We start from the raw sequence: 26,893 nt of genomic DNA on the forward strand, positions 1-26,893 counted from the left end.
AAGCCGTAAGCCGTAAGCCGTAAGAAAAAATAATTCATATCCTTAAACTGTCAATTATTTTTAATTCAAACTTACCTTTTGTTAGTTTTTTATTAAACGCGTCAGCTAATTTTTCGGTTTCACTAAACACTGTTCGCCAATATTTTATACGTGTATCCGCATCGAGATTGGTGAAGTCGTTTCTGTCGGGGATTTTTCCGTAAGGTAAGCCGGCGATGAATTGTTTTGATGGGGTGATCATTACTACGTTAGCGTAGTTTTGTGACGCGACTTTACGTTTTAAATTTTTATCAAACCACCCTGCTTTTGGTTCGCTATTAAAGTGCGGGTATAAAATTAAACCTGGGTTGTTAATTTTTAAATCAAAATGGTAATCAACAATACCGCCATCGCGATACATGCCCGCTGGCGCGCCGATAATATTTTTTATACCTTGCATCACCAACGGGATTGAGCCCGAGGCTAATAGCGCATCTTTTAAATTATCTTTGTTTAAATCTAGCTGTGTAGTTTTAAATTGATAGCTGTCTTCAAGGGCTAAATCACTATTAGGCGCTTGAAAAATAAAGCGTTCGTATTGTTTATTTAAAAAGCGCCGGTTTACGCGATTGGTTAAATAACTTTTGCTCAGGCCCAATAGCTGTAATGCTTTTAGTTCACTTGCTACTAAGCCATTTGATTTTGCGACAATAAAATGTGCTTTAAAAATGGGGTTGTTGATTATTTCTGTCACGCCATTGTTGCCAAACACCTCTTCGAGTAAAGCGCGGGCTTTGCTGGTTATTTCTTGCGGTGTTGGTTTGTTACTCGAGTAACGCGTTTCACTGTAAGATTTTGCCAAACGCTCAATGGCTGCCACCGGATCATGTTGTGAAAAACACGCTGCTCTAAATGCTCCCGCCGACGAGCCGATCAAATTCAGTGGTGATGATCGGTGTTTAAAAAACTCACCAAAAATATATTTATCTAAGCCAAATAAAGTAAACCATTTAGGGCCACCGGATGCCCCTAAAAAGCTGCTAAAAAGGTCAGGGTTAAAGCCCTGCTCAGTTATTATTTTTGCTGCAGTGTTACCTGCATAAATATCAATCATGAAAATACTTCATTATTTTCAACCATTATCAAAGTGAATACTTATGCAAAAAAATTCACTTTAATCGTTATATTTAGTGCCAAATTCCCTGCTCGGTTTTACCTTGCACAAGCACATTTTTTGCATTAAATTCAGGTTCAATCCCTTGGGCTCGTTGCCTATTATAATCGTCTGTGACATTTAAAATAGTCGGGGTGAGCAATATTATGGCAATTACATTGACGACTGTCATCAAACCAAGGGCAATATCGGCTAAGTCCCACACTTCTTTTAATGTGGCAGATGCGCCCCACATCATCATAGATAAGTATAAAAGAGTGTAAATACCGCGCCCTAGTTTATTATCGAGCTTAAATAAATGTAGATTACTTTCGGCGTAGGCGTAGTTAGCCACCACCGAGGTAAAAGCAAATAAGCTAATAGCGGCTGCCACAAAGTACACCCCTCCTTGCGCTAAATGCGCGGTCATTGCCGCTTGTGTTAAGCGAATGCCTTCCATCTCACCACTGATATCAACATCAGCCAGTAAGATGATCACCGCTGTACAACTACACAACACGATGGTATCAAAAAACACCCCAAGCATTTGAATATACCCTTGGGTAACCGGGTGATTTGGAATAGGCGACGCACTGGCTGATGCATGCGGTACACTGCCTGCGCCAGCCTCATTTGAATAAAGGCCACGTTGAATACCATTTTTTATCGCTGCGCCCATCGCGCCAGCTCCCGCCTCTTGCAGGCCAAATGCAGATAAGAATATATCCTTTAACATAGCGGGTACTTGGGTGACGTTAATCAAGGTAATAATCACTGCTGCCAGTACAAATACAATGCCCATCACCGGCACTACGCGCTCAGCAAAGCGGGCGATAGCTTTAAAGCCGCCCAGTATAATAGAGCCCGCAAGTAGCGTTATCACTATGCCAGAATAAAAGGTTGGAATTTCAAAAGCGAAATTAAGCGCATCGGTAATGGTGTTGGTTTGCATGGCGCTAAAAGTAAAGCCATAGCCTAAGAACAAACACAGCGCAAACGCGATAGCGAGGCTGCGACTGCCTATTCCTTGCTGAATATAATAAGCGGGGCCGCCTCTAAATTCGCCTTGGCTATCGCGTACTTTATACACTTGGCCAAGTACGCTTTCAGCAAACCCTGTGGCCATGCCTAATATGGCAATCACCCACATCCAAAATATCGCACCGCTGCCACCTAATGATATTGCCACAGCAACGCCAGCTAAATTCCCCGTGCCAACCCGAGCACTTAATCCGGTACACAATGCTTGAAACGAACTAATGTCGTTTTTATCGCATTTACTACTACCTTTGAGCAGGCTGAACATGTGTTTAAATTTAAAAATTTGAATCAGTTTTAAACGTACAGAAAACCAAATACCAGTGAATAGTAAAATGTAGATCAGTATTTGCCCTTCGCCCCAAAGCAGATTATTTATCCTGCCTACGATCAAATCAAACATGTTTGCCCTTGTTATTATTACGATCCGCCGAATTGAATATAAATGCGAAACTTTAGAATATTTAGTTGGCAATACTTTATCTTGCTGATATAAATTAGCAAGTATTGAGTGTGTTAAAATAGCAAAAAGTTATTTACAACACCCTACAATAGCGTTCATGCTTGTTTGTCAGTAGCAATTATTAAATTTGATAGATGAATAACTTATCGATCCGATACTACACGCGAAAAATCCACAGCCACCAGCACCACTATCACCAACTTGTTTTACCGCTTTGTGGCTATATAGAAATTAGCATGAATAATTTTGCAGCACCTGTTGGGGTTGGCCAATGTGTGGTGATCCCTAAAAATACCCTACATGCGTTTAAATCAGATGAAAATGCGCGCTTTATCGTGGCCGATTTATTAAAGCTGCCCGATAACTTAACGACGATAAAGACGCCCTGTTTCAGTATTGACGATAAATTAATGAGTTATCTAAGTTTTACTCAAAAGCAGCTGCAAGCTGTAACTAACGAAGATGAAACCGCGTTATGTTTTAATTTATTTTTGCTCTTACTCAAACAACAAACTAGCAATGCGACTATTGATCCACGGATAAATAACGTTTTGTTATTAATAAAAAAAGATTTATCGATAGACTATACACTGAGTGATATGGCAGCGATGGCATGTTTAAGTGTTACCCAATTCAAAGCGGTTTTTAAACAAAGCATGCACACCAGCCCAGTAAAATATCACACGCAATTACGAATGGAACATGCGCGTTCCTTACTTTGTTACTCTGATTTAGCTATCGCAATAATTGCTGAGCAAGTTGGTTATAACGACCCTTCGGCTTTTAGTCGCGCCTTCACTTGCTATTTCAAACAATCGCCACGGAACTTGAAAAAGCAGCTTTAACGTCAACAATATCGCCTTTTAAGCACAGTGTTAAATAGTAAAATTGATAAACTACTTTTATCAATTTTTAGTCAAAAGTTTGCCATGTCTACAAGTTTCGGCGTATTAGCTATTTTTTTATGGGGTGCATTAGCACTGTTAGGTAATTTAACTAAATCATTACCGGCTTTTCAGTTACTATTTATGTGCTTTTTTGTGTCGTTCTTATTGCTGTTTATTAAACGGCTTGTTAGCAAGCAGCCTTTGTTAACACAACCAACACTTGGTAAGGCGCAAACAATTATTGGCATAACTGGCTTATTTGGTTTTCATTTTTGTTATTTTATGGCACTTAAATATGCGCCATTGATCGAAGTTAGCCTGATTGTCTATTTATGGCCGTTGTTACTAGGCGTTTTTGTCGCGCAGTCGGAACACAAAATAAATGCGATTTTAGGCGGTCTGGTTGGTTTTATAGGGATTGTGTTTTTAATCAGTGATGGCAGTGGTTTTGCTGTCAATAGCCAGTACTTTTTAGGCTACCTATTTGCTGCGAGCTGTGCACTATTATGGTCGAGTTATTCATGGTTAATGACTCGCTTTGATAATCACGTTGATGATATTGGTTGGCTTTCTCTGTATGTCGCCATTTTAGCCTTATTGGCACATATATTTTTTGAACAAACAGTCACAGGTTTTTCATTATCGCAGGCTGTGGGTATTCTTTTGTTGGGGTTAGGACCTGTGGGCGGCGCATTTTACTTATGGGACATCGCTTTAAAACGAGGTAATAAAACCTTACTTGCCTCATTAAGTTTTTTAACACCGTTACTTTCTACCCTGTTACTGGTTCTGGCTCAACAAATACATTTTTCTTGGTCAATTCTAATTGCACTGGCCTTTGTGTTCACTGGCGCCGCGATCAGTAATTATAAATACAGGCCTAAGGCCGTGAATGCGCGCCATTTATGACTCGCTTTTTAATTACAAACAACGCGTGATGCTTACTACAACTGACATGCAACTCATTGCAATAAATTCATCTACAGCAATTAGTTAGCCACAGCAACTGTGTGCGTATTGGTTGTTGGGTATTGCTCAGTAAAATAGCTATTACCCGCTAATAAGCCTAATTTATAATCCCGACGTAAATCACTGGTTGAACTACCGAGTAATTTACTCGAAAGTTTTTGCTTTGCAAAAATTTGTATTATTTCTACATCTTTCGGAGGGTTGGCAATAAATGCTAACTCATCTTCATAGGCTTGTTCGTGTTGTAATAAATAGTCTAATGTTTTTGGGCAATACCCAGAGGCACAAACAAACGCTTTTAATTTGTTGACCCATGCCGATTGCGCTTGAAAATCTTGATCAACAGTACGTATTACCACAATTTTACGGGCACCACGATGATAGGCTTCGCGCACCGGAAGTGGCGCAGCAAGGCCACCATCTAAGTAAAAGTCTGACTCAGCGTGTAGATCAGTTTTATCTATTTCATTGGCAGCTAATGCGTTTAACCAGGGCGTGAGCTTTACACCTTGTCTATACAAAAATGGCAGCGCACTTGACGCTTTTAATAGCTCTCGCCATTGTTGGCCTTCCCCGGTTGGAGATAAAAAATAAGCTTTGCGGTCACGGGCATTGGTTGCGGTGATCAGCAGCTCTCGTTCACCTAAACTGGCTTTTGCGGTTGTAAAATCAAGTGCTCTGTTAACTTCGGTGGTTTTATCAAAATACCAGTCTAAGTCGACTATATGTTTTCCCACTAAACCACGGCCTAATTGAAAAAACCGTTTATGACGGGAAAGCCCTCTGATCAAGCGTTTGGCATAGCCTTTTTGACGCGCTAAATAGCTAGTTAAGTTTTGTGAACCTGCAGAAGTACCAATAAATAAATCAAATGGATCATATTCATGTTCAAGCCATGCATCGAGTACACCCGCGGTGAAAATCCCTCGTTGCCCACCCCCTTCTGCGATCAATGCTGTTTTATTGAAAGTATTGGTGATTTTAGGGTCTTGAGATTGCAAACTATGCCTTCCTTTGTTATTGCTTTACTGGTTTATAGCTTCATTTTAAGGTGTTTAACTTAAACGTTAAAATTGATTATATAAATCTGATTGATTAATAAAACAGAACACTAAATGGTGTCTGCGGTCGCGTTAAATGCGCTATTTAAAAGTATAGTAACTGGCTAGAGCGTTTGCTCTAGCCAGTAAAGGTAGGATAGCAATGATAAAATGAGCCGTTGCTTAATGTTTGTTAGGTTGTGTTAACTTTTCAGAATTTAAATTTTTAACTGTTAAGATTTTATTGCCATTAAAATTTCCAGAGCGCGATGTCTATCTTCACTTTCATACAAATCATTGGTAAAAATAAATTCATCAACACTCAGCTCTTTGGCTAGCATGGCTAATTTATGGGCAACGGTGATTGGGCTACCCACCACCGACAGTCCTAGAAAGTTCTCAACCTGTGCTTGCTCTTGTGCGCTCCACAACCCATCCATTGTTGATACTGGTGGCTTTAACCATAATGGATCGCCACGTAATAAGGCTAAAATACGTTGTTTTGATGTGGTTGCTAAAAACTGCGCTTGTTCATCCGTATCGGCTGCTACCACGGGAAGCCCAAGCATTACATGAGGTTTAGCCAGTACCTCTGAAGGTTTAAATTCGCGTCGATATAATGCAATTGCATCATAAACAAAGCGTGGCGCAAAGTGCCCTGCAAAGGCATACGGTAGGCCTTTTTTAGCCGCCAGCTGTGCGCTGTATAAACTGGAGCCTAATAACCAGATGGGCACATTGGTGTTTTCACCTGGGATCGCCCGTACCGGATGGCTGCCATCATATGGGCCAAGTAAAGTTTGTAGTTCTGTGACTTCTTCTGCAAAGTTTTCTGCACGGCGTTCATCCCGCCTAAGTGCTCGACTGGTTATATGATCACTACCCGGTGCACGACCAAGCCCTAGATCAATGCGCCCAGGGTATAAACTTTCTAACGTGCCAAATTGTTCTGCAACAATCAGTGGCGGATGATTGGGTAACATGACTCCGCCAGCACCAACGCGAATCGTATTTGTATGCCCGGCTATATGGCCAATTAATACCGAGGTTGCGGCGCAAACAATACCCAACATATTGTGATGCTCTGCCATCCAAAATCGGTTAAAACCGAGTTCATCCGCTTTTTGTGCGTAAGCGACACTATTTGCCAGAGTACTTGAGACAGTGGCCTCTTGTTTCATTGGGCTTAGCTCAAGTAAAGAAAACGGTATTGCAGATAACCCAGACATGCGTACTCCTCATTGCCTTTAATTAAGTGATAAACATGGTCAAAATAATTTAACCATGTTTACAGTAATGGGTCTGCTAGGTGGGTAATTCAATCATTGATTTTATTTTAAGTGTTTTGGATCAGGTATGCGTAATTGTGCAACGAGTGGGTGATTTATTTTTTTCATTGCTGTTAATACTAATTGCGCAACTTCTCGAGCACCGAGTTCATTGAAATGAGTATTGTCTTCTACGCCCATAGGGTAATTTGGGTGCAGGTTAGCTGCTATATGCATAAAGCGTAAGCGTGAATTGATGCCACCAAGCTTTTGAAAATACTGTTGGGTTATTCGTTCCATGTCAATAAAATCAACCCCAGTTTGCTGCGCTACGTCTCTGACTATATCAGCATAAATAGGATGGGTGTCCTTGATCTGGCCTTTTTCATCAAAGTTACGTCGCGTTACCGGAGTCATCAGTAATGGTTGTGCCTGCTTTGCTCTTACTTCGGCAATAAAATTAACTAGATTTTGCTTATATTGTGCTGGTGTGGTGTAGCGGTCCACTTTCTGTTTAGACTGATCGTTATGACCAAATTGAATGATCACAAAATCATCTTTATTAAGTTCATTTATAATGCCCGCCCACAAGCCTTCACTGATAAAGGTGCGTGTACTACGGCCATTTTTAGCACGATTTTTAACGTCGATACTGTCATTAAAAAAGATACTAAATGGCATTCCCCAACCTGTTTCAGGGTAATCCTTCACGTCTTTAATTGACATGGTTGAATCCCCCGCCATAAAAAGCTGAACTTTAGTGGTTGCTGACATACTTGAAAAACTCATCATCATAAGTATTGCTGCTATTAATTTTCCCATTCTACTCGCTCTTTGTTGTTTTTAAAAAATCAGTTTAGCCCGTTATAAAATTATTTTTTGCAGTTAAGTGAAAAATAATTTTACCTAAATGTAGTTGTCATTATAAACATACCACCAACTGCCACCGGTGGCAAATAACAAGTTAAATCATAGTGCTGAATAAAATTCAGCCAATAGTAAATGTGCTTTTACTGCAAAATAAATGTAAATAAAACATCAAACATATGATTTTTTACGTTTGACAATACGCTTTTTTAGAGATAGCTTGACTTCTATGCCACCGGTAGCAATTGCACTGCTGTTATTATTGCCACTGGCTAGAATAATAAATTTATTGATTAATATCATTGATTTATATTTTTTTTGGCTAAACCAAGCAACACAAAAACATAGTGCAGAATAAAAATAAAAGCTCAAATCAACAGCATAAAAAGGAACACACAATGAAGACTGCAAATAAATTCGTTATTAAGCCACTTAACTGCATTGTTAGTGCCTTACTACTGGGCACAACATCATATGCAATCGCAGCCGATGAACAGCCACAAACAGAGACTAAAGCCCAAAATGACATTGAGTTAATTCAAGTAACTGGATTTAGATCATCATTAAATAAATCGTTAGCAACTAAACGTTTTGAAGTAAATACCACTGAATCTATCGCGGCTGAAGATATTGGTAAGTTTCCCGATCTGAATATCGCCGAATCATTACAACGTATTCCTGGCGTGGCTATTTCCCGTGAAGGTGGCGAAGGACGACAAATTACCTTACGTGGCTTAGGTCCGGCGTTTACTCGTACCACCCTAAATGGCATGGAAGTACCCGCAAGTACCGATGGTACTGACTCAGGTGGTGGTGTAAATGGGGGCCGTGCATTTGATTTTAATATATTTGCATCGGAGTTATTTAATCGTGTTGATATTCAAAAAACCCCAACGGCCGCAACCGAAGAAGGTGGCATAGCAGGTACCGTTGACATGTATTCCGCACGGCCTTTTGATTCAACCGGTTTTCATGTTGCCGCGTCTGCGCAAGCCGGTTATAACGACCTCACTGAAGAAGTAGACCCACGGATGGTATTTATGATCAGCAACACATTTGCTGATGATACAATTGGTGCTTTATTCTCTGTCGCAAAATCTGAACGCACCGTGCGCCAAGAAGGTTTTGGTACGGTACGCTGGACAACACCAGTACTCGATGGTGGTGGCATTTACGCAGACACCTCCAATACAGAAGTGATTGGTACACCCAATACTGGGGAGTGTGAGTTCGAAGGTCAAACAGTCGATGCAGTAAATTGTTTATATACCCCTCGCCTGCCGCGCCCTGATTTTTTTGGTAATGAACAAGACCGCTTAGGGTTTACCGGCTCATTACAATATGCACCGAATGACGATCTGGTTCTTACGCTAGATACATTGCATTCGACACTCGATAATGACCGTACTATGTACAACTTTTTCGAGATGTTTAGAAACACATTCAGCGAAATTACCCCTGAATCAATTACCGTGGCTGAAAATGGTAAACAAATCCAAGCTGCGACATTTAATGGCGTTAAATCGCGAGTAGAAAGTCGTCAGCAGATCTCAAAAACAAAATTTAAACAATACGTATTCTCAGCCAAATATCATTTATCGGATTACCTCCGATTAGACGCTATGGTGGGTACCGCCGAATCTGACGCCCGCTCTGAGCAGTATCGTTATAACATGACTAATAACACACCTCATAGAGTATCGATGGATTTTGGCACAACCAATAATACTGCCGTGATGAATTACGATTACGATACTTTAGATGCCAACTCATTTGATTTAGGAGATGGCCGCTTACGTGCAACCGATGTACTGCGCGAAAATGATACCGCTAAAATTGATTTATCATACGAAATGGACATGATGAATATCAAGGGCGGTATTGCCTATAACGACAGAGCCGTTAATTACGATGAGTCACAAATAAATGGCTTTCCCGATCAAGATTCAGCAACTGGTTTTTCACAATTACTACCGTACGATGACTTTGGTGCGGGCTATGATGGTACGTTATCTCCTTTCATAGTCGCTGATTTTGATGCCATAAACTCGCAATTATTAGTTAAAGAATGGGTACCGCGCAGTGCGCAAAGCTGGAAAGTTGAAGAGCAAACCATGGCAGCGTATATCGAGACTAATTTTGAATATGAAATTTCCGACATGCTGCTGCGCACTAATGCCGGTGTGCGTTATGTTAAAACTGAAACAACATCAACCGGTTTTATTCAAACAGATCCAGTAACAATCGAAAATAGCTACGATAATGTTCTGCCAGTGCTAAATTTAGCCCTTGATGCAACTGAAGATGTGATTGTAAGACTCGGTTTATCAAAAACAATGACACGCCCGAGTTTGAGTTCACTCAACCCAGGTAACCCATCATTTTCGTATTTAAACGGCACTGTTAGTGCGGGTAACCCATTCTTAGACCCATTTACCTCTACCAATACCGACTTTGGTGTTGAATGGTATTTTGCAGAAGAATCGCTACTTGCGGCTACGGCGTTTTACAAAGACATTGGCTCGTTTATAAAAAGTGATAGTGAAGTAAAATTAGTCGACCCTGCTTATTTACCCTTCATTGATAATGATCCGCAATATGATCCATCAAGTGCTCTCGATCCTAGAACGACCCCTTACACCCATTTTGTCCCTGTAAATGGTCAGGGCACTGTGATCAAAGGGCTGGAACTTATTTATCAACAGCCTTTTTCGTTCTTACCTGGGCTGTTAAAAAATATGGGACTCGTGTCTAACTATACCTATGTCTCGGCTGGAGAAATCACCGGACTCTCTGAAAATTCATACAACTTTACCTTGTATTATGAAGTAGAAGATTATGGTATGCGTGCGTCAGTCAATAAGCGTGATAACTATATTACTGATTACACAGGTAATAATGGTAACGCAGAGGAAGCAACAACAGGACCTACACACTTTGATCTATCGGCGTTTTATAACATCAATGAGAATGTCACTGTGACATTTGAAGCGATAAATCTCACCGATGAGTATGAACGCCTGTATACAACGGGTGATGGCACGTTAGATTTACCCCGTGAATATAACCATACCGGACGGCAGTTCTTCTTAGGTATCCGTTATAACCTATAAACCTCAGTTTCAACGCTAAATTCCCCTAAAGTTAACAGCTTAATTAATTTTTTAATTAAGCTGTTTTTTATACGTAAAATACAGACTACTCAGTGTAAAAATAGATAATTATAAATCACTCACATACTGACAATAATACCCTTCTCCTGTTTTTATGCGACTAAAGTAGCGCATCGGTTATTTATAATTAAAACCCAAGTGCCACCGGTGGCAAATAACCAATTAAATCATAGTACTTATAAATAATGTTGCACTTCAATGGCATTTGCACGCCATTGAAAATGTAAATTAAAGATGAACAATGTTATGTTTTTCGTTTGACATGCCATCAATAACACTATACTTTCCATTTTGTGCCACCGGTAGCAAAACAATTCATCAATACTTTGCTACTTGCTTTCTCGTTGTTTTTCCCATTATGGATTATGAGGTTAGGTACAATAAGAATCAAAACAAGTACATGACAAACACTCTCTTTTAAGTCATGTTAACTTAATAACAATAAGTAGAACGTGGAACCACTATGACAACCAGCACACACAATTTTAAACTTAATAAGTTAATGACCAATTTAATACTCAGTGGCGCATTGACCAGTGGCTTAGCATATGCAGCGCCTCAAGATGAAGCTGTTGCTGATGATCAACTTGAAGTGATCGAAGTAAAAGGTTTTCGCGGTAGTATCAATGCCGCTTTAATGTCAAAACGTGAAGCCGTGGGTACGCGTGAGACTATCATTGCAGAAGATATTGGTAAATTTCCAGACTTAAATGTGGCTGACTCACTTTCACGTGTACCCGGTATTTCTATTGAAGAAGATGCCGGTGAAGGACGTCAAATCACCATTCGCGGCCTCGGTTCTCGTTACGTTAAAACCACAATAAATGGTATGGAGTCGGCATCTGCTGGCGCTGCAACAGATGCCGCGGGCGGCTCAAATACATCTCGCGCGTTTGATTATAATGTATTCGCCTCTGAACTGTTTACCCAAATAGATATTAATAAAACTGTTTCTGCTGAACTTGAAGATGGTGGTATTTCGGGCAATGTTAATTTACAAACAGCCCGTCCATTCCAATACGACGGTTTTAAAGGTGCTTACAATATCAATGCGCGATACAGTGATGTGGATGAAGATGTCTCGCCGCGCGCTTCGTTTATGCTTAGCAATAACTGGGATAATAAGTTTGGTGTACTTGCATCGGTTGCCTACTCAGATGGCACAGTGCAAAGTGAAGGGTCATCAACCGGACGTTGGACAGTAAACAACCCTGGGTTTGTTGATGGCGGCCTACCAGTAAGTCAAGGTGGTTCAAATTACCTTACTGTTGCACCAAAAACGTTACTGGTACCAAATGGTAATTACACTAACGAAAACTTAGATGGGTTATATTTACCGCGAATTCCACGTTATTCTTTGTATTCGAAGCAGCAAGAGCGCCTTGGTGCAACATTAGCCCTGCAATACGCGCCTACTGATGATCTTTCTTTCAACTTAGATGTGCTGCATGCAAGCCTAGATAATAATATGGAAGAATATCACTACGAAGTATTACTACGTGATCAAAAAGACATTGTGCCTGAGAATATTGCTGTTGATGGGAATAACACTATCGTTGCGGGTGCTTTGTCAAATGCAATTATTCGTTCAGAAGCCCGTAGAGATGCATCTGAATCAACATTTGATCAGATTAGTTTTACTGGTAATTGGTTTATTAGCGACCGTTTTAAAATGAACTTCCTAATTGGCCAAGGTAAATCGGATTTAGATGTGCCAAATATGACCACCTTTGCACTCGATAGTAACGCATCAACTGTGGCTTATAGTTTTGATAATAATATCGACCCGCTGTCTTTACTTAATAACCCTGGCGGACAAGCAATTGGCAGTGGTGAGTTGAACAGCACTATGCCCGCTTTTGCATTTGCAGCTGGTCAAGCTCCAGGGGCTAACTACAGTAAAGAGCAAGTCGCTTCGCTTATGACGGATGCAAGTAATTACACAGCAGGTTTAGTGCGTAATCGTTCGCAAACGATTGAAAGTGAGAACAAAACAATTCGCATAGATTTCGCCTATGAAATAAATGATGAATACACGGTTAAGTTTGGTTTAGGGCAACGTAGTTTTGAAACAGAGCAACATTATAATTTAAACAACTGGCGTGATATCGATACAGAAACAAACAAAACATCCGGCGAAATCGCCGAAGAACGTGTAATGTATTTAGATCCAACCTCAATTGATGGCAACTTGTTTAATACCACTTTAGACGATCAAGGCGTAAGCTTTGGTAATAATGCCTCAATTCCAGCGACTTCTACGCTTAACAGTAGTACCTGGCTGGCACCTGATTATAATGCCATGTATAGCGCTTTCTCTGGCGAAGACTTTTTTCAAGCCAAAGAAGATTTCAGACGTACTTATTATATTAAAGAAGAAGTTACCACCGCATTCGTTCAACTAGACTTCAGAAACTACATATTTGATAGTGAGTTACGAGGTAATATTGGTGTTCGTTACGTAGATAATAGCAACACTAGCCGTATCGTAAATTTAGATCATATTTACAAAGATGGTTTCACAGCGGGACGAGGTGATGGTGCTAACTATGCTACTGGCTACGGCTGGCGTGAGTCAACAAGTAAAGGTGATGAATGGCTACCTTCATTAAACCTTGCTTACGATATCACTGAAGACTTAGTCGGCCGTTTTAGTTATTCACACGCAATTACTCGCCCTAAACTCTCTGATCTGCGTTCTTCAATCAGTGTTAATACACCGAGTATTGATGATCCAGCCGCGACTATTAAGATGGGAGCCGGCCCTTCACTTCAACCTTATAAAGCCAAACAATATGATGTTGGTTTAGAATGGTACTTTGCTGAAGAATCACTGATTGCGACATCACTATTCTTTAAAAACATTTCAGGTTTAACTAAAGAGACAACAGAAGAAGTATTCTCGGAAGCTGAATTAGCAGCTCTTGGTATTGACCTCGGTGAGACAGATCCAAGTACTGTAACGTGGCAAGTAACACAGCTGGTTAATACCGATGCTGAAGGCATGTGGGGTGCGGAATTTATTTATCAACAGCCATTTAGCTTCTTACCAGAGCCATTTAATGGCCTTGGTTTACAAACTAACTACACCTATATTGACTATACACGCGATATAGAAGATCCATTCTATGGCACTGCGCTTAACTTAGTTGAAGAAGAAACATCTAAGAATACCTATAATATTACCTTGTATTATCAGGTCGAAGACTGGTCTGCTCGCTTTTCTTATAACTACCGTGGTGGCTATAACAAACAGTACTTAAACGAGTATAAAGATGAGTCAACCTTTGTGCGTGGTTATGATGCAAAAGCAAAGCTTAATTTCTCTGCTCGTTATAAGTTAACTGAGAAAATGAGCCTGTCGTTTGAAGCTGTTAACTTAACAGATGAAAAACAAGCTATGTGGAATGATATTTACACGCCACGCCCTTACGAAAACCTGTCATCAGGTCGCCAGTTCTTAGTTGGCCTTAGAGGTACATTCTAACTTAATAAAAACACAACCTCATTTTATGGGGTTGTGCCCTCTCTATAATTGTCTCCCCTGCATCATTGATGGTTTTCAGTTGAGACTGATAGGTTTGATTTTAACAAAACTTTCAGTTTTACCCTACTCATAAATATAAGAACAAGAAACTGAAAATCTTGCTCACTAAATTTGCTCGACAACCATTTGAGTTAACACAGTGTGCTTATAACAATAAGGTATTAGAAACATGAAAATACTTCTCAAACAATTATCAATACTTTTAGTATGCTTTTATTTAAGTGCATGCGGAGGTTCATCAGATGACTCCATTAATATTGACCCAATAGTGACTGACCCTGTAATTACTGACCCTGTTGACCCAGAGCCCCCAGTAGAACCTGAACCGCCTGTAGATCCAGAGCCTCCGGTTGATCCAATTGCTGATATCACCATTCATATGATTGGTGACTCTACTATGACTGAGTACGACCAATCGCGTAAACCACAAGCAGGCTGGGGTGAACAGGTTCCGATGTTCGTGAGTGACAAAGCAACCGTTAGAAATTGGGCCCGTGGTGGCAGAAGTTCTCGTAGTTTTTATTACGAAGATGGTCTTTGGAACTTAGTTAAAGAAACAATAAAAACGGGTGATTACCTAATTATTCAATTTGGTCATAATGATCAAAAATTAGGAGATGCTTATGAAGAATTTGGCACTTATGCATACTGTAGCGATGGCACTAGCAATGGTGAGGATTGCCTTGATACCGAACACTCTTATTATCAATTTCTTAAAAAATATGTAAAAGAAGCACGAGAGCGAGGTGCAGTGCCCATTTTAATGACCCCTATTGTGCGTAAATATTTTAGCGGCGCAAGTATTAGAAATTCAGGGCTACATGATCTTGAATCGGTTAACACAGGAGAGCTTTTTGCTCGTGGTAATTATCCTGCGGCTATGAAGGAAGTCGCGGTATTATTAGACGTTCCTATGGTTGATTTAACCGCGCAAACAAAGGCAATTGTTGAAAAATACGGTGATCAAGCCGCGACTGAATCACTCTATATTTCAGCAGACAGCACCCACCCTCAAGTACTTTTCGCTACTTTAATAGCTAAAGCTGCTATGAAAAGTTTGCAACAGCAAGAGGTCTTAACTGATTATATTATTGAAGCGACTTCTTTTATTTCTAGCCCTGAAACACTGCAATGGAACGATCGTTATGTTGGTGTCGCTAACGTGAAAACATTAACGTTATCAGCATTTGATTTAAGCCCTAACACGGGTAATTTAGTGGCAACCGCACCTGATGGATTTTTATTAAGTAATGCTCCGGATTCAACTAACTGGACAACGATATTAACCGTTCCTTATGAAAATGGTGCATTCACTGAAAAAATGTATGTTCAGTTCACTCCTTATTCTGAAAAATCTTTCAATGATAGTATTAGCTTTTTTGCTGGTGGGATTGATTTAGGCACGGTGAATGTTTCAGGTAACGGCGTTGCTGTTGGCAATGGTCTACCCGCATATAGCCGTTGGTTTACTGAAGGAGGCGCATTAGCAGCATTAACAGATGGTCCAATCACCGCACAAGACGCGAACGTTGTGAATTTAGATACAGGGTCAGTTAAAACATTTGCTGTGAACGAACAAGACACAGGAGTAGCAAGATTTAGGGTTTATGGTCCTGATTTAGTCTCTAAAAATGATGATAAGTATCTAGAGTTTGCCGTTACTGCCGCGACCCAAACATTTTCTATCGATACTATTTCAGCATGGATGACTACCAGCGGGGGTTCTACGGTACAAGCCGATATACAATATTCATTTAATAGCGACTTTAGTAACCCTGTATCATTAAATGAGGATCCTATTTCGTTTTCAAAAGACACTATGTTACTCACTGAATATAACGTTACTATACAAGTACTTGCTGAAAACAAGCTGTATATACGTATTTACCCATACAATGCGGCTGGTGCAGATACGACCGGTAAATACCTAGCAGTATACGATGTAAAAGTATCCGGACTTTCTGGTGATTAAGTTAATAAAAAATGACCACTTCAACGGTATTTAATAGAAAGTAATTCAATAATAAGCTCATTAACTTCACGATGAAGTTAATGAGGTTGAAATAATCAAACCCTATACTCTATTATTTAATTCGATTACCTGCTTTTCACCAGCCGCGTTTATACTTCCCGCACAAGACGAGCACCGCGTTTGCTACGTTCTGCTAAATAAATTTTTATTAAATAATAAACTCCGGACTATTTTAAAGTTCATAATAAAACACTATTGCCACCGGTAGCAACAACTGCTAATGTTAGTCTATTATAATAATTCCAATATACAGCAGCAGGATACAAGATGAATAATCAACGACGCTATTTTCTCAAAGCCTTAGCTTCTAGCACTTTGGTAACAGCAACTTTAATGGGCTGTCAGTCAGCACCTTTACTCAATGTTTTTGACGCGCCCATTAGCGCCGACGATTGGCAAATGGCAGAGCAAATAAAAGCCGAAATAGTCGTCCCGACTTTCCCTGCGAAACAATTTAATATTAAAGACTTTGGTGCTAAAGAAAATGGTCAATTCGATTGTACACAGGCAATTAAAAGCGCCATTGAAGCCTGCCACGCACAAGGAGGTGGTCAGGTATACATTCCAGATGGCACCTATTTAACCGGTGCTATTCATTTACTTTCAAATGTTAATTTGCACCTAAGTAATAATGCAACACTGAGTTTCAGCACTGATCCTAATCATTACCTACCAGAAGTATTTACCCGTTGGGAAGGCTTAGAAATGATGGGCTATTCGCCACTAATTTATGCTTATGAGCAAGAAAACATTGCCATCACAGGTAAAGGTACCCTGCAAGGCAATGCTGATAACCAAACATGGTGGCCTTGGAAAGGTCCACATAAGGAAGGTCATTGGCAACTTGAAAAAGACGCCCAAGGTAAAGTATTGCATCAGCGTGAAGCACGTAATAAGTTGATGGTTGATGCCGAAGCCGGTGTGCCTGTCAGCGAGCGTATCTATAGCACTGGTGCCTATTTACGCCCTCCTTTTATTCAACCGTACAAGTGTAACAACATCTTAATTGAAGGAGTGACAATTAAAAACTCACCATTTTGGCTAGTTAACCCAGTTTTATGCCAAAGCGTCACGGTTGATAACGTTAATTTTTCAAGCCACGGGCCAAATTCTGATGGTTGCGATCCAGAAAGTTGCGACCACGTACACATTAAAAACTGCGTGTTTGATACTGGTGATGATTGTATTGCGATTAAATCAGGACGAAATGCAGATGGTCGCCGTGTCGGTGTGGCGTCACAAAATATTGTCATTGAAAACTGCCATATGAAAGAAGGCCACGGTGGCGTGGTTATTGGTAGTGAAATTTCAGGTGGCGTAAACAATGTGTTTGTGCAAAATTGCACCATGGACAGCCCCCATTTAGAGCGAGCTATTCGCATTAAAACCAACTCAGTGCGTGGTGGTTTAATTGAGCATATTCGTATCCGTAATATAGAGGTCGGCACAGTCAAAAACGCTGTTGTGATCAATTTCTACTATGAAGAAGGTGATGCGGGACAGTTCGACCCTATTGTGCGTGATATCCAGATTGAGAATTTACATTGTCAAAATGTGTTAAGCAAAGCGTTTTATCTTAATGGTTTTGAACGTGCGCCAATCAATGATATTCATTTTACAGACTGTCATTTTGACCAAGCAGGCAGTAAGTCAATCGTTGCTCATGTAAATAATATGAGTTTGGATAATGTCACATTAAACAAACAGCCACTGACGATGGCTCAATTACAACAATCATAATAGGACCCGCTGAATGAACGCGTTTTCAACATTATTAGGCAAGCAACAAATTTTGCCTATTATACAAGCAAATAGTAGTGAAGAAGGTGTCGCCATTGCGACGGCGATGCACAAGGCTGGCATTCATTTAGTTGAAGTTGTGTTGCGTACTTCTGCGTCACTTGACGCGCTAATTGCGATTAAAAAAGCATTGCCTGATTTATCTGTTGGCGCCGGTACTATTACCGATCAAGCTTTACTTGCAAAAAGTATAGCGGCAGGCAGTGATTTTATTGTCACGCCGGCCGTATCATCACGATTATTAGATGCGCTCACGCAATCCCCCGTCCCCGTTGTGCCAGGTGTATCAAACACCGCAGATATTTTACTCGCTAAAGAATATGGCTTTACTGAGCAAAAGCTATTCCCTGCTTCTTTATGTGGTGGCGAGCAGTTTTTAAAAGCAGTAAGCAGCGTATTTGCAGATATTCGCTTTTGCCCAACAGGCGGCATTAATGAGCAAAATTTCAAAGACTATTTAGCGCTTAATAATGTGATGGCGGTGGGTGGCACTTGGGTTGCACAACCACAATGGGTGCAAAATAAAGACTATGAAAAAATAACCCAAGCCTGTCTTCAGGTTCTTAATAGCAACTAATACATATATTGACTGCCACGCGATGTCAGTGTAATTCACCTTTAAATGCCACCGGTGGCTAACAGTAAAAAGAACAGTTAAGGAATCTTCCATGTCTAGCAATATTGAACCTTTAGAATTGCACCCAGATCGTTTGTTTTCAAGCGATCCTACTGTCGTTGCAATCGCTAGAAAGTTATACGAATCAATTAAAGACTTACCGATTATTAGTCCGCACGGTCACACTGATCCTCGTTGGTTTAATGAAAATGAAAACTTCGGCAATGCCACCGAGCTATTTATAAAACCCGATCACTATGTGTTTAGAATGCTCTACAGTCAAGGTATCCCAATGACTGATTTAGGCGTGCCAGAGCATGGCCTGCAAGGCGATATGGCTCGCTCTAAAGCAGCTGAGCCTGAAAAAGTATGGCAAATTTTTGCTGATAACTATCATCTCTATGCTGGCACGCCAAGCGGCTATTGGCTTGATGCGGTATTTAGTGATGTATTTGGTTTTACTGAAAAACTATGCGCTGAAAATGCACAACACTACTATCAAAAAATTACTGCCGCATTAGCAACACCCGAGTTTACGCCGCATGCATTGATGGACCGCTTTAACATTGAACTAATAGCCACAACCGAAGGGGCTCTTGATCAACTCCCGCACCACCGTGCAATTGCAGGCTCTGCGATGGCAAAACGTGTGATCACCACCTTTAGACCTGATGATGTGGTTGATGCTAGCCGTGAAGATTTTATCGACAACGTTGCTAAACTCGGTGAAATAACCGACCAAGATACAACCACTTGGCAAGGTTATTTAGCGGCAATTCAAATACGTCGTGATTACTTTCGTGTTGAAGGGCGTGCAACGGCCACCGATCATGGCCACCCTACTGCATTAACTGCTGACTTAACGACAGCTGAGTGCGAAGCATTATTTGAAAAATGCCGAACAGGCAACTCATCTGAGCAAGAGCAAGAGTTATTCCGAGGCCAAATGCTTACTGAACTTGCAGGTATGAGCATTAAAGATGGCCTAGTGATGCAAATTCACCCTGGTGCGCATCGTAATCATAACCAAGCAGTATTCGATCAATTTGGCCGAGATAAAGGCTGTGATATCCCAAGCCAAACTGAGTACGTTAATGCGCTAAAACCATTACTGAGTAAATACGGCAATCATCCTGATCTAAAGATTATCTTGTTTACCTTGGATGAAACTACCTATAGCCGTGAACTTGCGCCACTGGCCGGTCACTACCCTAGCCTGAAATTAGGCCCGGCGTGGTGGTTCCATGACAGCCCTGCAGGTATGCTACGTTTTAGACAGCAAACAACTGAAACAGCAGGTTTTTACAATACTGTTGGGTTTAATGATGACACTCGGGCATTTTTATCGATACCTGCTCGTCATGATGTTGCACGCCGTGTTGACTGTCGTTATTTGGCAGAACTTGTAGCGAATCATCAAATTAGCGAAAGTACCGCGCAGACTCTGGCTTATCAACTAACCTATGGGCTAGTGAAAAAAGCATATAATCTCGATAGATAACAATAATAGAGCCACTTAATTTAAGTGGCTCAACCATTGAGGACACACCATGACTTTAAAAACATCACTGTTATCAAAGCGTATTATGATGGGAACAGCTCTAAGCTCTAGCCTTTTACTGGCTGCATGCCAAGAACAAGCTGACCTTAAAGCACCATTGCAAGCAAGTGAGACTAACGCCCTCAGTAGCGCATTAGTTGCTAAAGTGGACATTGTTAATCCATCTTCGTTTAAACGCCCTGATGAGCCAATCTATCTTAGCTATTACGATTTAGGCCTTAGCCAAACTGCGGCTTTAACTGTAAAAACAGCGCAGCAAGTGTTACCTAGCCAAGCAGTAGATATTAACTCGGACGGTGAACTTGATGGTGTGTATTTTATTGTCGATTTAAATGATAAACCGATTGAAGTCACTATTACACAGCAAAGTAAGCCACCAATCACAGCACAAACAAAACGTGTGCAAGCTGATCTTGCCCATAAACAAGGTGGTCAATGGCAACCACACTCACGCCCGCCAAAACACCAAGTTGGCACAGGTAAACAAGAGTATGTCGGCGGTGAATTTAAAAATGTTGATGAGTTAACGCCACCAGATTATTACACCGATCATTCAAATTGGATCCGTTATGAAGGCCCAGGTATTGAGTCCGATAAAGTCGGCTATCGTTTTTACCTCGATTGGCGCAATGGCTTTGACATTTTCGGTAAATTAACAACTAAGCCTGTGCTGCATACTGTCGGCCTTGATGGTTATTCTTCGTATCATGACAAACAAGACTGGGGTATGGATATCCTTAAAGTTGGCAACTCTTTAGGTGCTGGCGGATTTGGTTTGATGGGTAGTAATGATGAGCTGGAACATGTCGCTGATGTGAACCAACGCACAGCACGCATTGTTGAAAACGGCGATTTACGCGCCAGTATCCAAATTGATTACCAAGGCTGGCAAAACAGCTATCAACAGCAAAATTTAACCGCGAATATTAGTATGCATGGCGGCTCACGTTTAGCACATGTAGAACTAAGCACTGATAAAGATTTGCCTAATCTAGTGGCCGGTGTGGTGAAACACCCTGAGACTGAGTTTATTCAAGGTGATCTCGATGCAATAAGTAATTATGGCTACAGTTATATTGCCAGTTGGGGCAATCAAAGTTTAGATAAATCAGCTTTAGGGATGGCGGTTTTCTTTAAAAAAGGCGATGTTATTGACGTACGCCAAGATAAAAATAACTACCTTGCAGTACTAAAACCAAAAGGGCAAAGTACACAGCATGTAGATTACTATTTTGCCTCAGTGTGGCAACCGGAAAGTGGTATCAACGATAAAGAAAGCTTTATTGAGTACCTTGATCAACAAGCTGAAAGATTGACTATTAAACCTCGCATTACCTTGCACACCACAGCAACAGCAAAAAAAACGACACAACCGCTTAATGATAAGTCAGCACTTCAGTGGGCGCGTGCCCTTGCCGATTCGGAGCTGAAAAGAAAAACACTGAGCTATCATGCCAATGGCTGGGACGTTAATCGTAAACGTAGCCCAAAGTTTGAATACGATATTATAGGCTTACAGCCTTATGCATACTACCAATTAGGGCTGGCAACGGATGAGCAAATTTATAAAGATGTAATTGCCCAAGTTACTGGCAGCTTTATTGATCAACAAGGGAAAATTAGCGCCTATAAACAAAGCAATTTTAATATCGATAATATTCCACCGGGTCGTAACCTTATCCAGTTATATCAAGATACCAAGCAACAGCATTACTTAACAGCTGCGCAGACTCTGCGAACTCAGTTACAGCAGCAGCCTCGTACCTCGCAAGGCGCATTTTGGCACAAAAACAAATACCAACATCAATTATGGCTAGATGGCGTATATATGGGTATGCCATTTTTAGCCCAGTACGGTAGCTTATTTGAAACGGGCCACCAGCAGCAAGAAACATTTGCTGAGGTTGTAAAGGAATTTAAACTCACTCGTGAAGTGCTTAGAGATCCAAAAACGGGCCTTTACTATCACGGTTGGGATGAATCTAAACAACAAGCGTGGGCTAATAAACAAACCGGTGTTTCCGCAGAATTTTGGGGCCGTGGTATGGGCTGGCTCGCGATGGCGGTAGTTGATGTACTCGATTACATCCCAGCAACAAATACAGAGCAACGCGATACCTTGCTCGCTATGGTACAAGAGTTAGCCACTGATATTGCCAAAGTACAAGATGCTGATACCGGCACATGGTGGCAAGTTTTAAACAAACCAACGACTTTAGGCAACTATCAAGAATCAACTGCAACAGCGATGTTTGCTTACTTTTATGCCAAAGCACTTAATAATGGCTATATCGATGCTGATTATCAAGACACTGCGCTTGCAGCGTATCAAGGTTTACTTAACCAATTTACATTAGTACATAGCGATGGCACGGTCAGTATGACAAACCAATGCTATGTTGCAGGCCTTGGCTTTGGTCGTGATGGTAGTTATCACTATTATATGAGCGAGCCGGTCAGCAAAAATGATCCTAAAGGAAATGGTCCCTTCATTCTAGCAAGCCTTGAAGTAGCTAAGCTTCTAGCTGGTAACAACTAACCAGCCATAGATTATTCAGCCGGAAAGCAAAGTCCATCGCATTTTTGCTTACCGGCTAACACTCACTTCCCTGCAACAACATCAGCACACTAAGCTCATAAGGATTTATGATGCGTATATTGAAATCCATTAAAATCACCTCTAAACAACAGATTATTTCTTTTTTTATCTACTGCTTATGCTGCTCAATACTAAATGTGTCTGCTCAAGAGGATAACAGCTCACTGAGCTATGCCGTGCAAATGGCAGAGTCAGAGATGATCCGCAACCCACAGGCGTACACCATTGATTGGCGCAGTGAACCGCGCTGGGACTACACCCATGGCTTAGTGTTACTGTCATTTGCCAAGCTCTACCAGCAGCAACCAGAGCAGCGCTATTTCAATTACATTAAAGAATATCTAGACGCGTTAGTAATGGAAGATGGCAGTATTAAAACCTATGTAATGAGCAAATATAATCTCGATATGCTCAATGCGGGCAAGTTACTGTTTTTTATGTTTGATCAAACCAAAGACCGTAAATATCGTCTTGCCCTCGATACCCTCTATGCACAATTCGCCTTACAACCTCGCACACAAGATGGCGGATTTTGGCATAAAAAACGCTATACCTCGCAAATGTGGCTTGATGGCTTATATATGGCAGCCCCCTTTTATGCCGAATATATCCGCCGCTTTGGTACGCCAAATCAGTATGATGATGTTATTAAGCAGTTTGAATTAATTGAACAACACACTTATCGCAGCGACACCGCATTACCCGTGCATGGTTGGGATGAGTCAAAACAACAACGTTGGGCGGATAAAAAAACCGGACAATCGCCTAATCATTGGTCGCGCTCTATCGGCTGGTACGCCATGGCAATGGTCGATGTGTTAGACCAACTACCGAATGAGTACCCGAAAAAAGCGTGGCTAACACAACGCTTTACCGCATTGATTGATAACATGTTAAAGCTACGCTCCGACTCTGGAGTGTGGTTTCAAGTTACAGATAAAGCTGAATTAGACGGTAATTATTTAGAATCCTCTGGTAGTGCTATGCTCAGTTATGCGATTGCCCGAGGTGTAAATCAAGGTTACTTACCTGATAGCTACCAAGCAATTGCAAAAAATACCTTTGATGCTGTAATTAGCAACTTTATCAAACGTGAAGCAGATAACACCTTATCAATCCAACAAGTATGTGAAGTTGCCGGACTTGGCGGTAAACCATACCGTGATGGCAGCTTTGCTTATTATATTAGTGAGAATGTCCGAGCAAACGATCCTAAAGCAGTCGGCCCTTTTATTCTTGCCAGTTTAGAAGTGAGAAATAATTGATGCTAAACAACAAATACTATTACTATTTAGCGCTGTTGGTTGTTTGCTTGAGTAGCAGCCAAGGTTACGCAAAAGAGTTACAATTATTATCACAAAAACAAACTCAAAATCCGTGGCAAGCTGATCTCGGCAATGGCGAGTATAAAAACCCAATCTTACATGCCGATTATTCCGATCCAGATGTGGTTGCCGTAAATGGCCATTATTACATGACCGCATCTAGTTTTAATTCCGCACCTGGCTTGCCTATTTTACATTCTACCGATTTAGTCAACTGGCAGTTAATTAATTATGCGCTGCCGATACAGCTGCCACAAGCCCATTTTGCAAAAGTACAACATGGCAATGGCGTATGGGCGCCAACAATCCGTTTTCATGATAATAAATTTTGGATTTTTTACCCTGATCCTGATTTTGGTATTTACGTTACAACTGCAAAGGACCCAGCTGCAACATGGTCAACCCCACAGCTTATTTTAGCTGGAAAAGGATTGATCGACCCTGCACCTTTATGGGATGACAATGGCAAAGCGTACTTAGTACATGCATGGGCAAAAAGTCGTGCTGGCTTTAATAATGTGCTGACTTTACGGGAAATGAGCAATGACGCAAGTTGGGTAAGCGACAAATATACACATATTGTCGATGGAAAAAATCACCCAGGTTATCGCACCATTGAAGGTCCTAAATTTTACAAACGCAACGGCTATTACTATATTTTTGCTCCCGCTGGTGGCGTAGATTTAGGCTGGCAATCGGTATTTAGAGCAACAGAAATTACCGGCCCCTATGAAGCCAAAGTTGTAATGGCACAAGGCAATTCAGTGATCAACGGTCCCCATCAAGGTGCGTGGGTTCACACCCAATTTGCTGAGGACTGGTTTATTCACTTTCAAAGCAAACAAGCGTATGGCCGAATCACCCATTTACAACCTATGCGCTGGGAGCATGACTGGCCAATCATTGGTATAGATAAAAATGGTAATGGAACTGGGCAACCGGTTTTACAGCACACTAAACCTCGAAGCAAAATTAGCCCACAACCCACCAGCATAGTGAACAATGATGAATTCAACAGCGCTGAGCTAAGCTTATTATGGCAATGGAATGCAAATCCAAGTAGCAGCTGGTATTCACTGACAGACAACCCCGGCTTTTTACGCTTATACTCGCAGCCAATTACAGCCCAAAATAGTACTAATTTATGGTCAACGCCTTCTTTGTTACTACAAAAAATTCCCGCAGAGCAATTTGCTTTTACGACCACATTGCAGGTCAACAAAACAAGCTCTGCTAGTTCCTCAGGAGTTATTTTATTTGGTGAAGACTATGCATGGATTGGTATCAAAACATCTTCTACTGGCGAACAACAGCTAGTCTATGTGCACTGTTTTAATGCGAGAAAAGGCTGTAAAGAAAGTATCGTAGAGCAACAACCACTGACACAACCCTATCTTGAACTAAAAGTCGTTCTACAACCAGGCGCCACCGCCATTTTTAGTTATAGAACCGATGCGAGCGCTGAATTTAAAATTATTGGTGAGCACTTCCAAGCTAAAAAAGGCCGTTGGGTCGGTGCTAAGTTAGGCTTATTTAGCCTGTCGCAAACTCCCGGCGCTAGCAGCTATGCCGATTTTGACTATGCCCGTTATAGCACTTTGGATTAAATGAATATGTTTAAACAGCAAAAGTTGAACTTTTTTGCCATATTATTGCTCTGTGTTCAGCCATGCATAGCAGCTGATTACACCGTTGAAAATACTTATAAAAAACTACTCAAACACTATCCACAAATGCAGCTGCCAGCAACGAAACTTCCTGACTCTGTGATCGCTCATAGAGCATTGGTTTACAAACAAACTGCGACCAGTGCGTTAACGTTAGATATTTACCAGCAACAGCAGCAAACTCAAACAGCACCTTTAATTCTATTAATACACGGTGGTGGCTGGCAGTCTGGTACACCTTCATTAATGACCGCGCTTGCCATTACGCTGGTAGAGCGAGGCTATATTGTTGCAACCCCCAGTTACCGACTCAGTGGTGAAGCACCTTTCCCAGCTGCAGTAGAAGACTTAAAAGATGCATTACTTTGGCTTAAAAAAAATGCGCGACAGTATAATATAGATAGCACTAAAGTTGTTTTATCGGGAGGCTCTGCGGGTGGCCAATTAGCTGCGTTATTAGCCTACAGCGGCGGGGTTATTGATAATGCCGATACTGCCTCGAAGCGAATTAATGTCCAAGCGCTGATAAACATAGATGGCCTAAGTGATTTCACCTCCGCTGAAGCATTACCATTTGAAAACAATCCAGCTAAAGCCGTCACTTCAGCCAGTAAATGGTTAGGGGGCCGTTATGAAAGCATCCCACAGCGTTGGCGCGCCGCATCGCCTATTTTCTATATTGATAAAAACGCGCCTGCGACACTCTTTATTAACAGCTCAGTGCCACGCTTTCGCGCAGGTCGAGACAGCGCAATATTAAAGCTAAAAGAGCTGCATATAACCAGCCAAGTTTATCAATTCGAGGACGCACCGCATTCCTTTTGGTTATTCCAGCCGTGGTTAACGCCAACGACTGGTGTTATTGATGACTTTTTAACAGCACAATTCGCTAACAGTCGTTGAGCACTA

Annotated in this window: 17 protein-coding genes; 12 read left to right on the forward strand and 5 right to left on the reverse strand. The window is 41.1% G+C overall.

The window, feature by feature from the left end; all coding sequences use genetic code 11:
• Positions 1-34 precede the first annotated feature (34 nt).
• Together ACMVDV_RS19355 and ACMVDV_RS19360 are read right to left on the reverse strand one after the other, a co-directional pair.
• A complete protein-coding gene (locus tag ACMVDV_RS19355) occupies positions 35-1,093 on the reverse strand; it encodes a patatin-like phospholipase family protein (protein WP_416159289.1) in 1,059 nt (352 codons plus the stop codon).
• Between the two features lie 73 nt (positions 1,094-1,166).
• Entirely contained in the window at positions 1,167-2,573 is a 1,407-nt protein-coding gene (locus tag ACMVDV_RS19360) for an alanine/glycine:cation symporter family protein (RefSeq protein WP_416159290.1), read from the reverse strand.
• Between the two features lie 296 nt (positions 2,574-2,869).
• Here ACMVDV_RS19360 and ACMVDV_RS19365 point away from each other — a divergent pair, with 296 nt between their 5' ends.
• Together ACMVDV_RS19365 and ACMVDV_RS19370 are read left to right on the forward strand one after the other, a co-directional pair.
• The gene (locus ACMVDV_RS19365) at positions 2,870-3,478 is read left to right on the forward strand and encodes a helix-turn-helix domain-containing protein (RefSeq protein WP_416159291.1); all 609 of its coding nucleotides are present in this window, start codon (positions 2,870-2,872) and stop codon (positions 3,476-3,478) included.
• Between the two features lie 84 nt (positions 3,479-3,562).
• Positions 3,563-4,429, forward strand: a complete 867-nt coding sequence (locus tag ACMVDV_RS19370; protein ID WP_416159292.1) for a DMT family transporter — start codon at positions 3,563-3,565, stop codon at positions 4,427-4,429.
• Positions 4,430-4,509: 80 nt separating this feature from the next.
• Here ACMVDV_RS19370 and ACMVDV_RS19375 read toward each other — a convergent pair whose 3' ends face one another.
• The 3 genes from ACMVDV_RS19375 to ACMVDV_RS19385 all read right to left on the reverse strand — a co-directional run bounded on the left by ACMVDV_RS19375 (position 4,510) and on the right by ACMVDV_RS19385 (position 7,619).
• Positions 4,510-5,490 carry a patatin-like phospholipase family protein gene (locus tag ACMVDV_RS19375; RefSeq protein ID WP_416159293.1) on the reverse strand — a complete coding sequence of 327 codons (981 nt, stop codon included), beginning with the start codon at positions 5,488-5,490 and terminating at the stop codon, positions 4,510-4,512.
• Between the two features lie 272 nt (positions 5,491-5,762).
• Positions 5,763-6,758 carry an LLM class flavin-dependent oxidoreductase gene (locus tag ACMVDV_RS19380; RefSeq protein WP_416159294.1) on the reverse strand — a complete coding sequence of 332 codons (996 nt, stop codon included), beginning with the start codon at positions 6,756-6,758 and terminating at the stop codon, positions 5,763-5,765.
• A gap of 102 nt (positions 6,759-6,860) precedes the next feature.
• Entirely contained in the window at positions 6,861-7,619 is a 759-nt protein-coding gene (locus tag ACMVDV_RS19385) for a rhamnogalacturonan acetylesterase (RefSeq protein WP_304180394.1), read from the reverse strand.
• A gap of 443 nt (positions 7,620-8,062) precedes the next feature.
• Here ACMVDV_RS19385 and ACMVDV_RS19390 point away from each other — a divergent pair, with 443 nt between their 5' ends.
• The 10 genes from ACMVDV_RS19390 to ACMVDV_RS19435 all read left to right on the forward strand — a co-directional run bounded on the left by ACMVDV_RS19390 (position 8,063) and on the right by ACMVDV_RS19435 (position 26,887).
• Complete coding sequence (locus ACMVDV_RS19390) at positions 8,063-10,777, forward strand: TonB-dependent receptor (RefSeq protein ID WP_416159295.1); 2,715 nt, start codon at positions 8,063-8,065, stop codon at positions 10,775-10,777.
• Between the two features lie 523 nt (positions 10,778-11,300).
• On the forward strand, positions 11,301-14,324 hold the full coding sequence (locus tag ACMVDV_RS19395) for a TonB-dependent receptor (RefSeq protein WP_416159296.1): 3,024 nt from the start codon (positions 11,301-11,303) through the stop codon (positions 14,322-14,324).
• A gap of 229 nt (positions 14,325-14,553) precedes the next feature.
• Positions 14,554-16,356 (forward strand): rhamnogalacturonan acetylesterase, encoded by a 1,803-nt coding sequence (locus tag ACMVDV_RS19400; protein WP_416159297.1) that lies wholly within the window; start codon positions 14,554-14,556, stop codon positions 16,354-16,356.
• A gap of 327 nt (positions 16,357-16,683) precedes the next feature.
• Entirely contained in the window at positions 16,684-18,156 is a 1,473-nt protein-coding gene (locus ACMVDV_RS19405; protein WP_304183900.1) for a glycoside hydrolase family 28 protein, read from the forward strand.
• 13 nt (positions 18,157-18,169) lie between these two features.
• Complete coding sequence (gene eda, locus ACMVDV_RS19410) at positions 18,170-18,793, forward strand: bifunctional 4-hydroxy-2-oxoglutarate aldolase/2-dehydro-3-deoxy-phosphogluconate aldolase (RefSeq protein WP_416159298.1); 624 nt, start codon at positions 18,170-18,172, stop codon at positions 18,791-18,793.
• 91 nt (positions 18,794-18,884) lie between these two features.
• Entirely contained in the window at positions 18,885-20,333 is a 1,449-nt protein-coding gene (uxaC, locus tag ACMVDV_RS19415; protein WP_416159299.1) for a glucuronate isomerase, read from the forward strand.
• A gap of 49 nt (positions 20,334-20,382) precedes the next feature.
• On the forward strand, positions 20,383-22,932 hold the full coding sequence (locus ACMVDV_RS19420; protein ID WP_416159300.1) for a glycoside hydrolase family 88 protein: 2,550 nt from the start codon (positions 20,383-20,385) through the stop codon (positions 22,930-22,932).
• 197 nt (positions 22,933-23,129) lie between these two features.
• A complete protein-coding gene (locus tag ACMVDV_RS19425; protein WP_416159301.1) occupies positions 23,130-24,257 on the forward strand; it encodes a glycoside hydrolase family 88/105 protein in 1,128 nt (375 codons plus the stop codon).
• A complete protein-coding gene (locus ACMVDV_RS19430; RefSeq protein ID WP_416159302.1) occupies positions 24,257-25,924 on the forward strand; it encodes a glycoside hydrolase 43 family protein in 1,668 nt (555 codons plus the stop codon). The genes ACMVDV_RS19425 and ACMVDV_RS19430 overlap by 1 nt, the downstream gene beginning before the upstream one ends.
• Positions 25,925-26,887 carry an alpha/beta fold hydrolase gene (locus ACMVDV_RS19435; protein WP_416159303.1) on the forward strand — a complete coding sequence of 321 codons (963 nt, stop codon included), beginning with the start codon at positions 25,925-25,927 and terminating at the stop codon, positions 26,885-26,887.
• Positions 26,888-26,893: the final 6 nt, after the last annotated feature.

The organism is Pseudoalteromonas sp. ASV78 (assembly GCF_047806705.1).
Lineage (GTDB): Bacteria > Pseudomonadota > Gammaproteobacteria > Enterobacterales > Alteromonadaceae > Pseudoalteromonas > Pseudoalteromonas prydzensis_A.

Excerpts from the sequence above, each read along its gene's own strand:
- ACMVDV_RS19430 (WP_416159302.1), top strand. The coding sequence starts at position 24,257 with ATGCTAAACAACAAATACTATTACTATTTAGCGCTGTTGGTTGTTTGC.
- ACMVDV_RS19385 (WP_304180394.1), bottom strand. The coding sequence starts at position 7,619 with ATGGGAAAATTAATAGCAGCAATACTTATGATGATGAGTTTTTCAAGT.
- ACMVDV_RS19365 (WP_416159291.1), top strand. The coding sequence starts at position 2,870 with ATGAATAATTTTGCAGCACCTGTTGGGGTTGGCCAATGTGTGGTGATC.
- ACMVDV_RS19400 (WP_416159297.1), top strand. The coding sequence starts at position 14,554 with ATGAAAATACTTCTCAAACAATTATCAATACTTTTAGTATGCTTTTAT.
- ACMVDV_RS19360 (WP_416159290.1), bottom strand. The coding sequence starts at position 2,573 with ATGTTTGATTTGATCGTAGGCAGGATAAATAATCTGCTTTGGGGCGAA.
- eda (WP_416159298.1), top strand. The coding sequence starts at position 18,170 with ATGAACGCGTTTTCAACATTATTAGGCAAGCAACAAATTTTGCCTATT.
- ACMVDV_RS19390 (WP_416159295.1), top strand. The coding sequence starts at position 8,063 with ATGAAGACTGCAAATAAATTCGTTATTAAGCCACTTAACTGCATTGTT.
- ACMVDV_RS19405 (WP_304183900.1), top strand. The coding sequence starts at position 16,684 with ATGAATAATCAACGACGCTATTTTCTCAAAGCCTTAGCTTCTAGCACT.
- ACMVDV_RS19380 (WP_416159294.1), bottom strand. The coding sequence starts at position 6,758 with ATGTCTGGGTTATCTGCAATACCGTTTTCTTTACTTGAGCTAAGCCCA.
- ACMVDV_RS19420 (WP_416159300.1), top strand. The coding sequence starts at position 20,383 with ATGACTTTAAAAACATCACTGTTATCAAAGCGTATTATGATGGGAACA.
- ACMVDV_RS19435 (WP_416159303.1), top strand. The coding sequence starts at position 25,925 with ATGAATATGTTTAAACAGCAAAAGTTGAACTTTTTTGCCATATTATTG.
- ACMVDV_RS19395 (WP_416159296.1), top strand. The coding sequence starts at position 11,301 with ATGACAACCAGCACACACAATTTTAAACTTAATAAGTTAATGACCAAT.
- uxaC (WP_416159299.1), top strand. The coding sequence starts at position 18,885 with ATGTCTAGCAATATTGAACCTTTAGAATTGCACCCAGATCGTTTGTTT.
- ACMVDV_RS19370 (WP_416159292.1), top strand. The coding sequence starts at position 3,563 with ATGTCTACAAGTTTCGGCGTATTAGCTATTTTTTTATGGGGTGCATTA.
- ACMVDV_RS19355 (WP_416159289.1), bottom strand. The coding sequence starts at position 1,093 with ATGATTGATATTTATGCAGGTAACACTGCAGCAAAAATAATAACTGAG.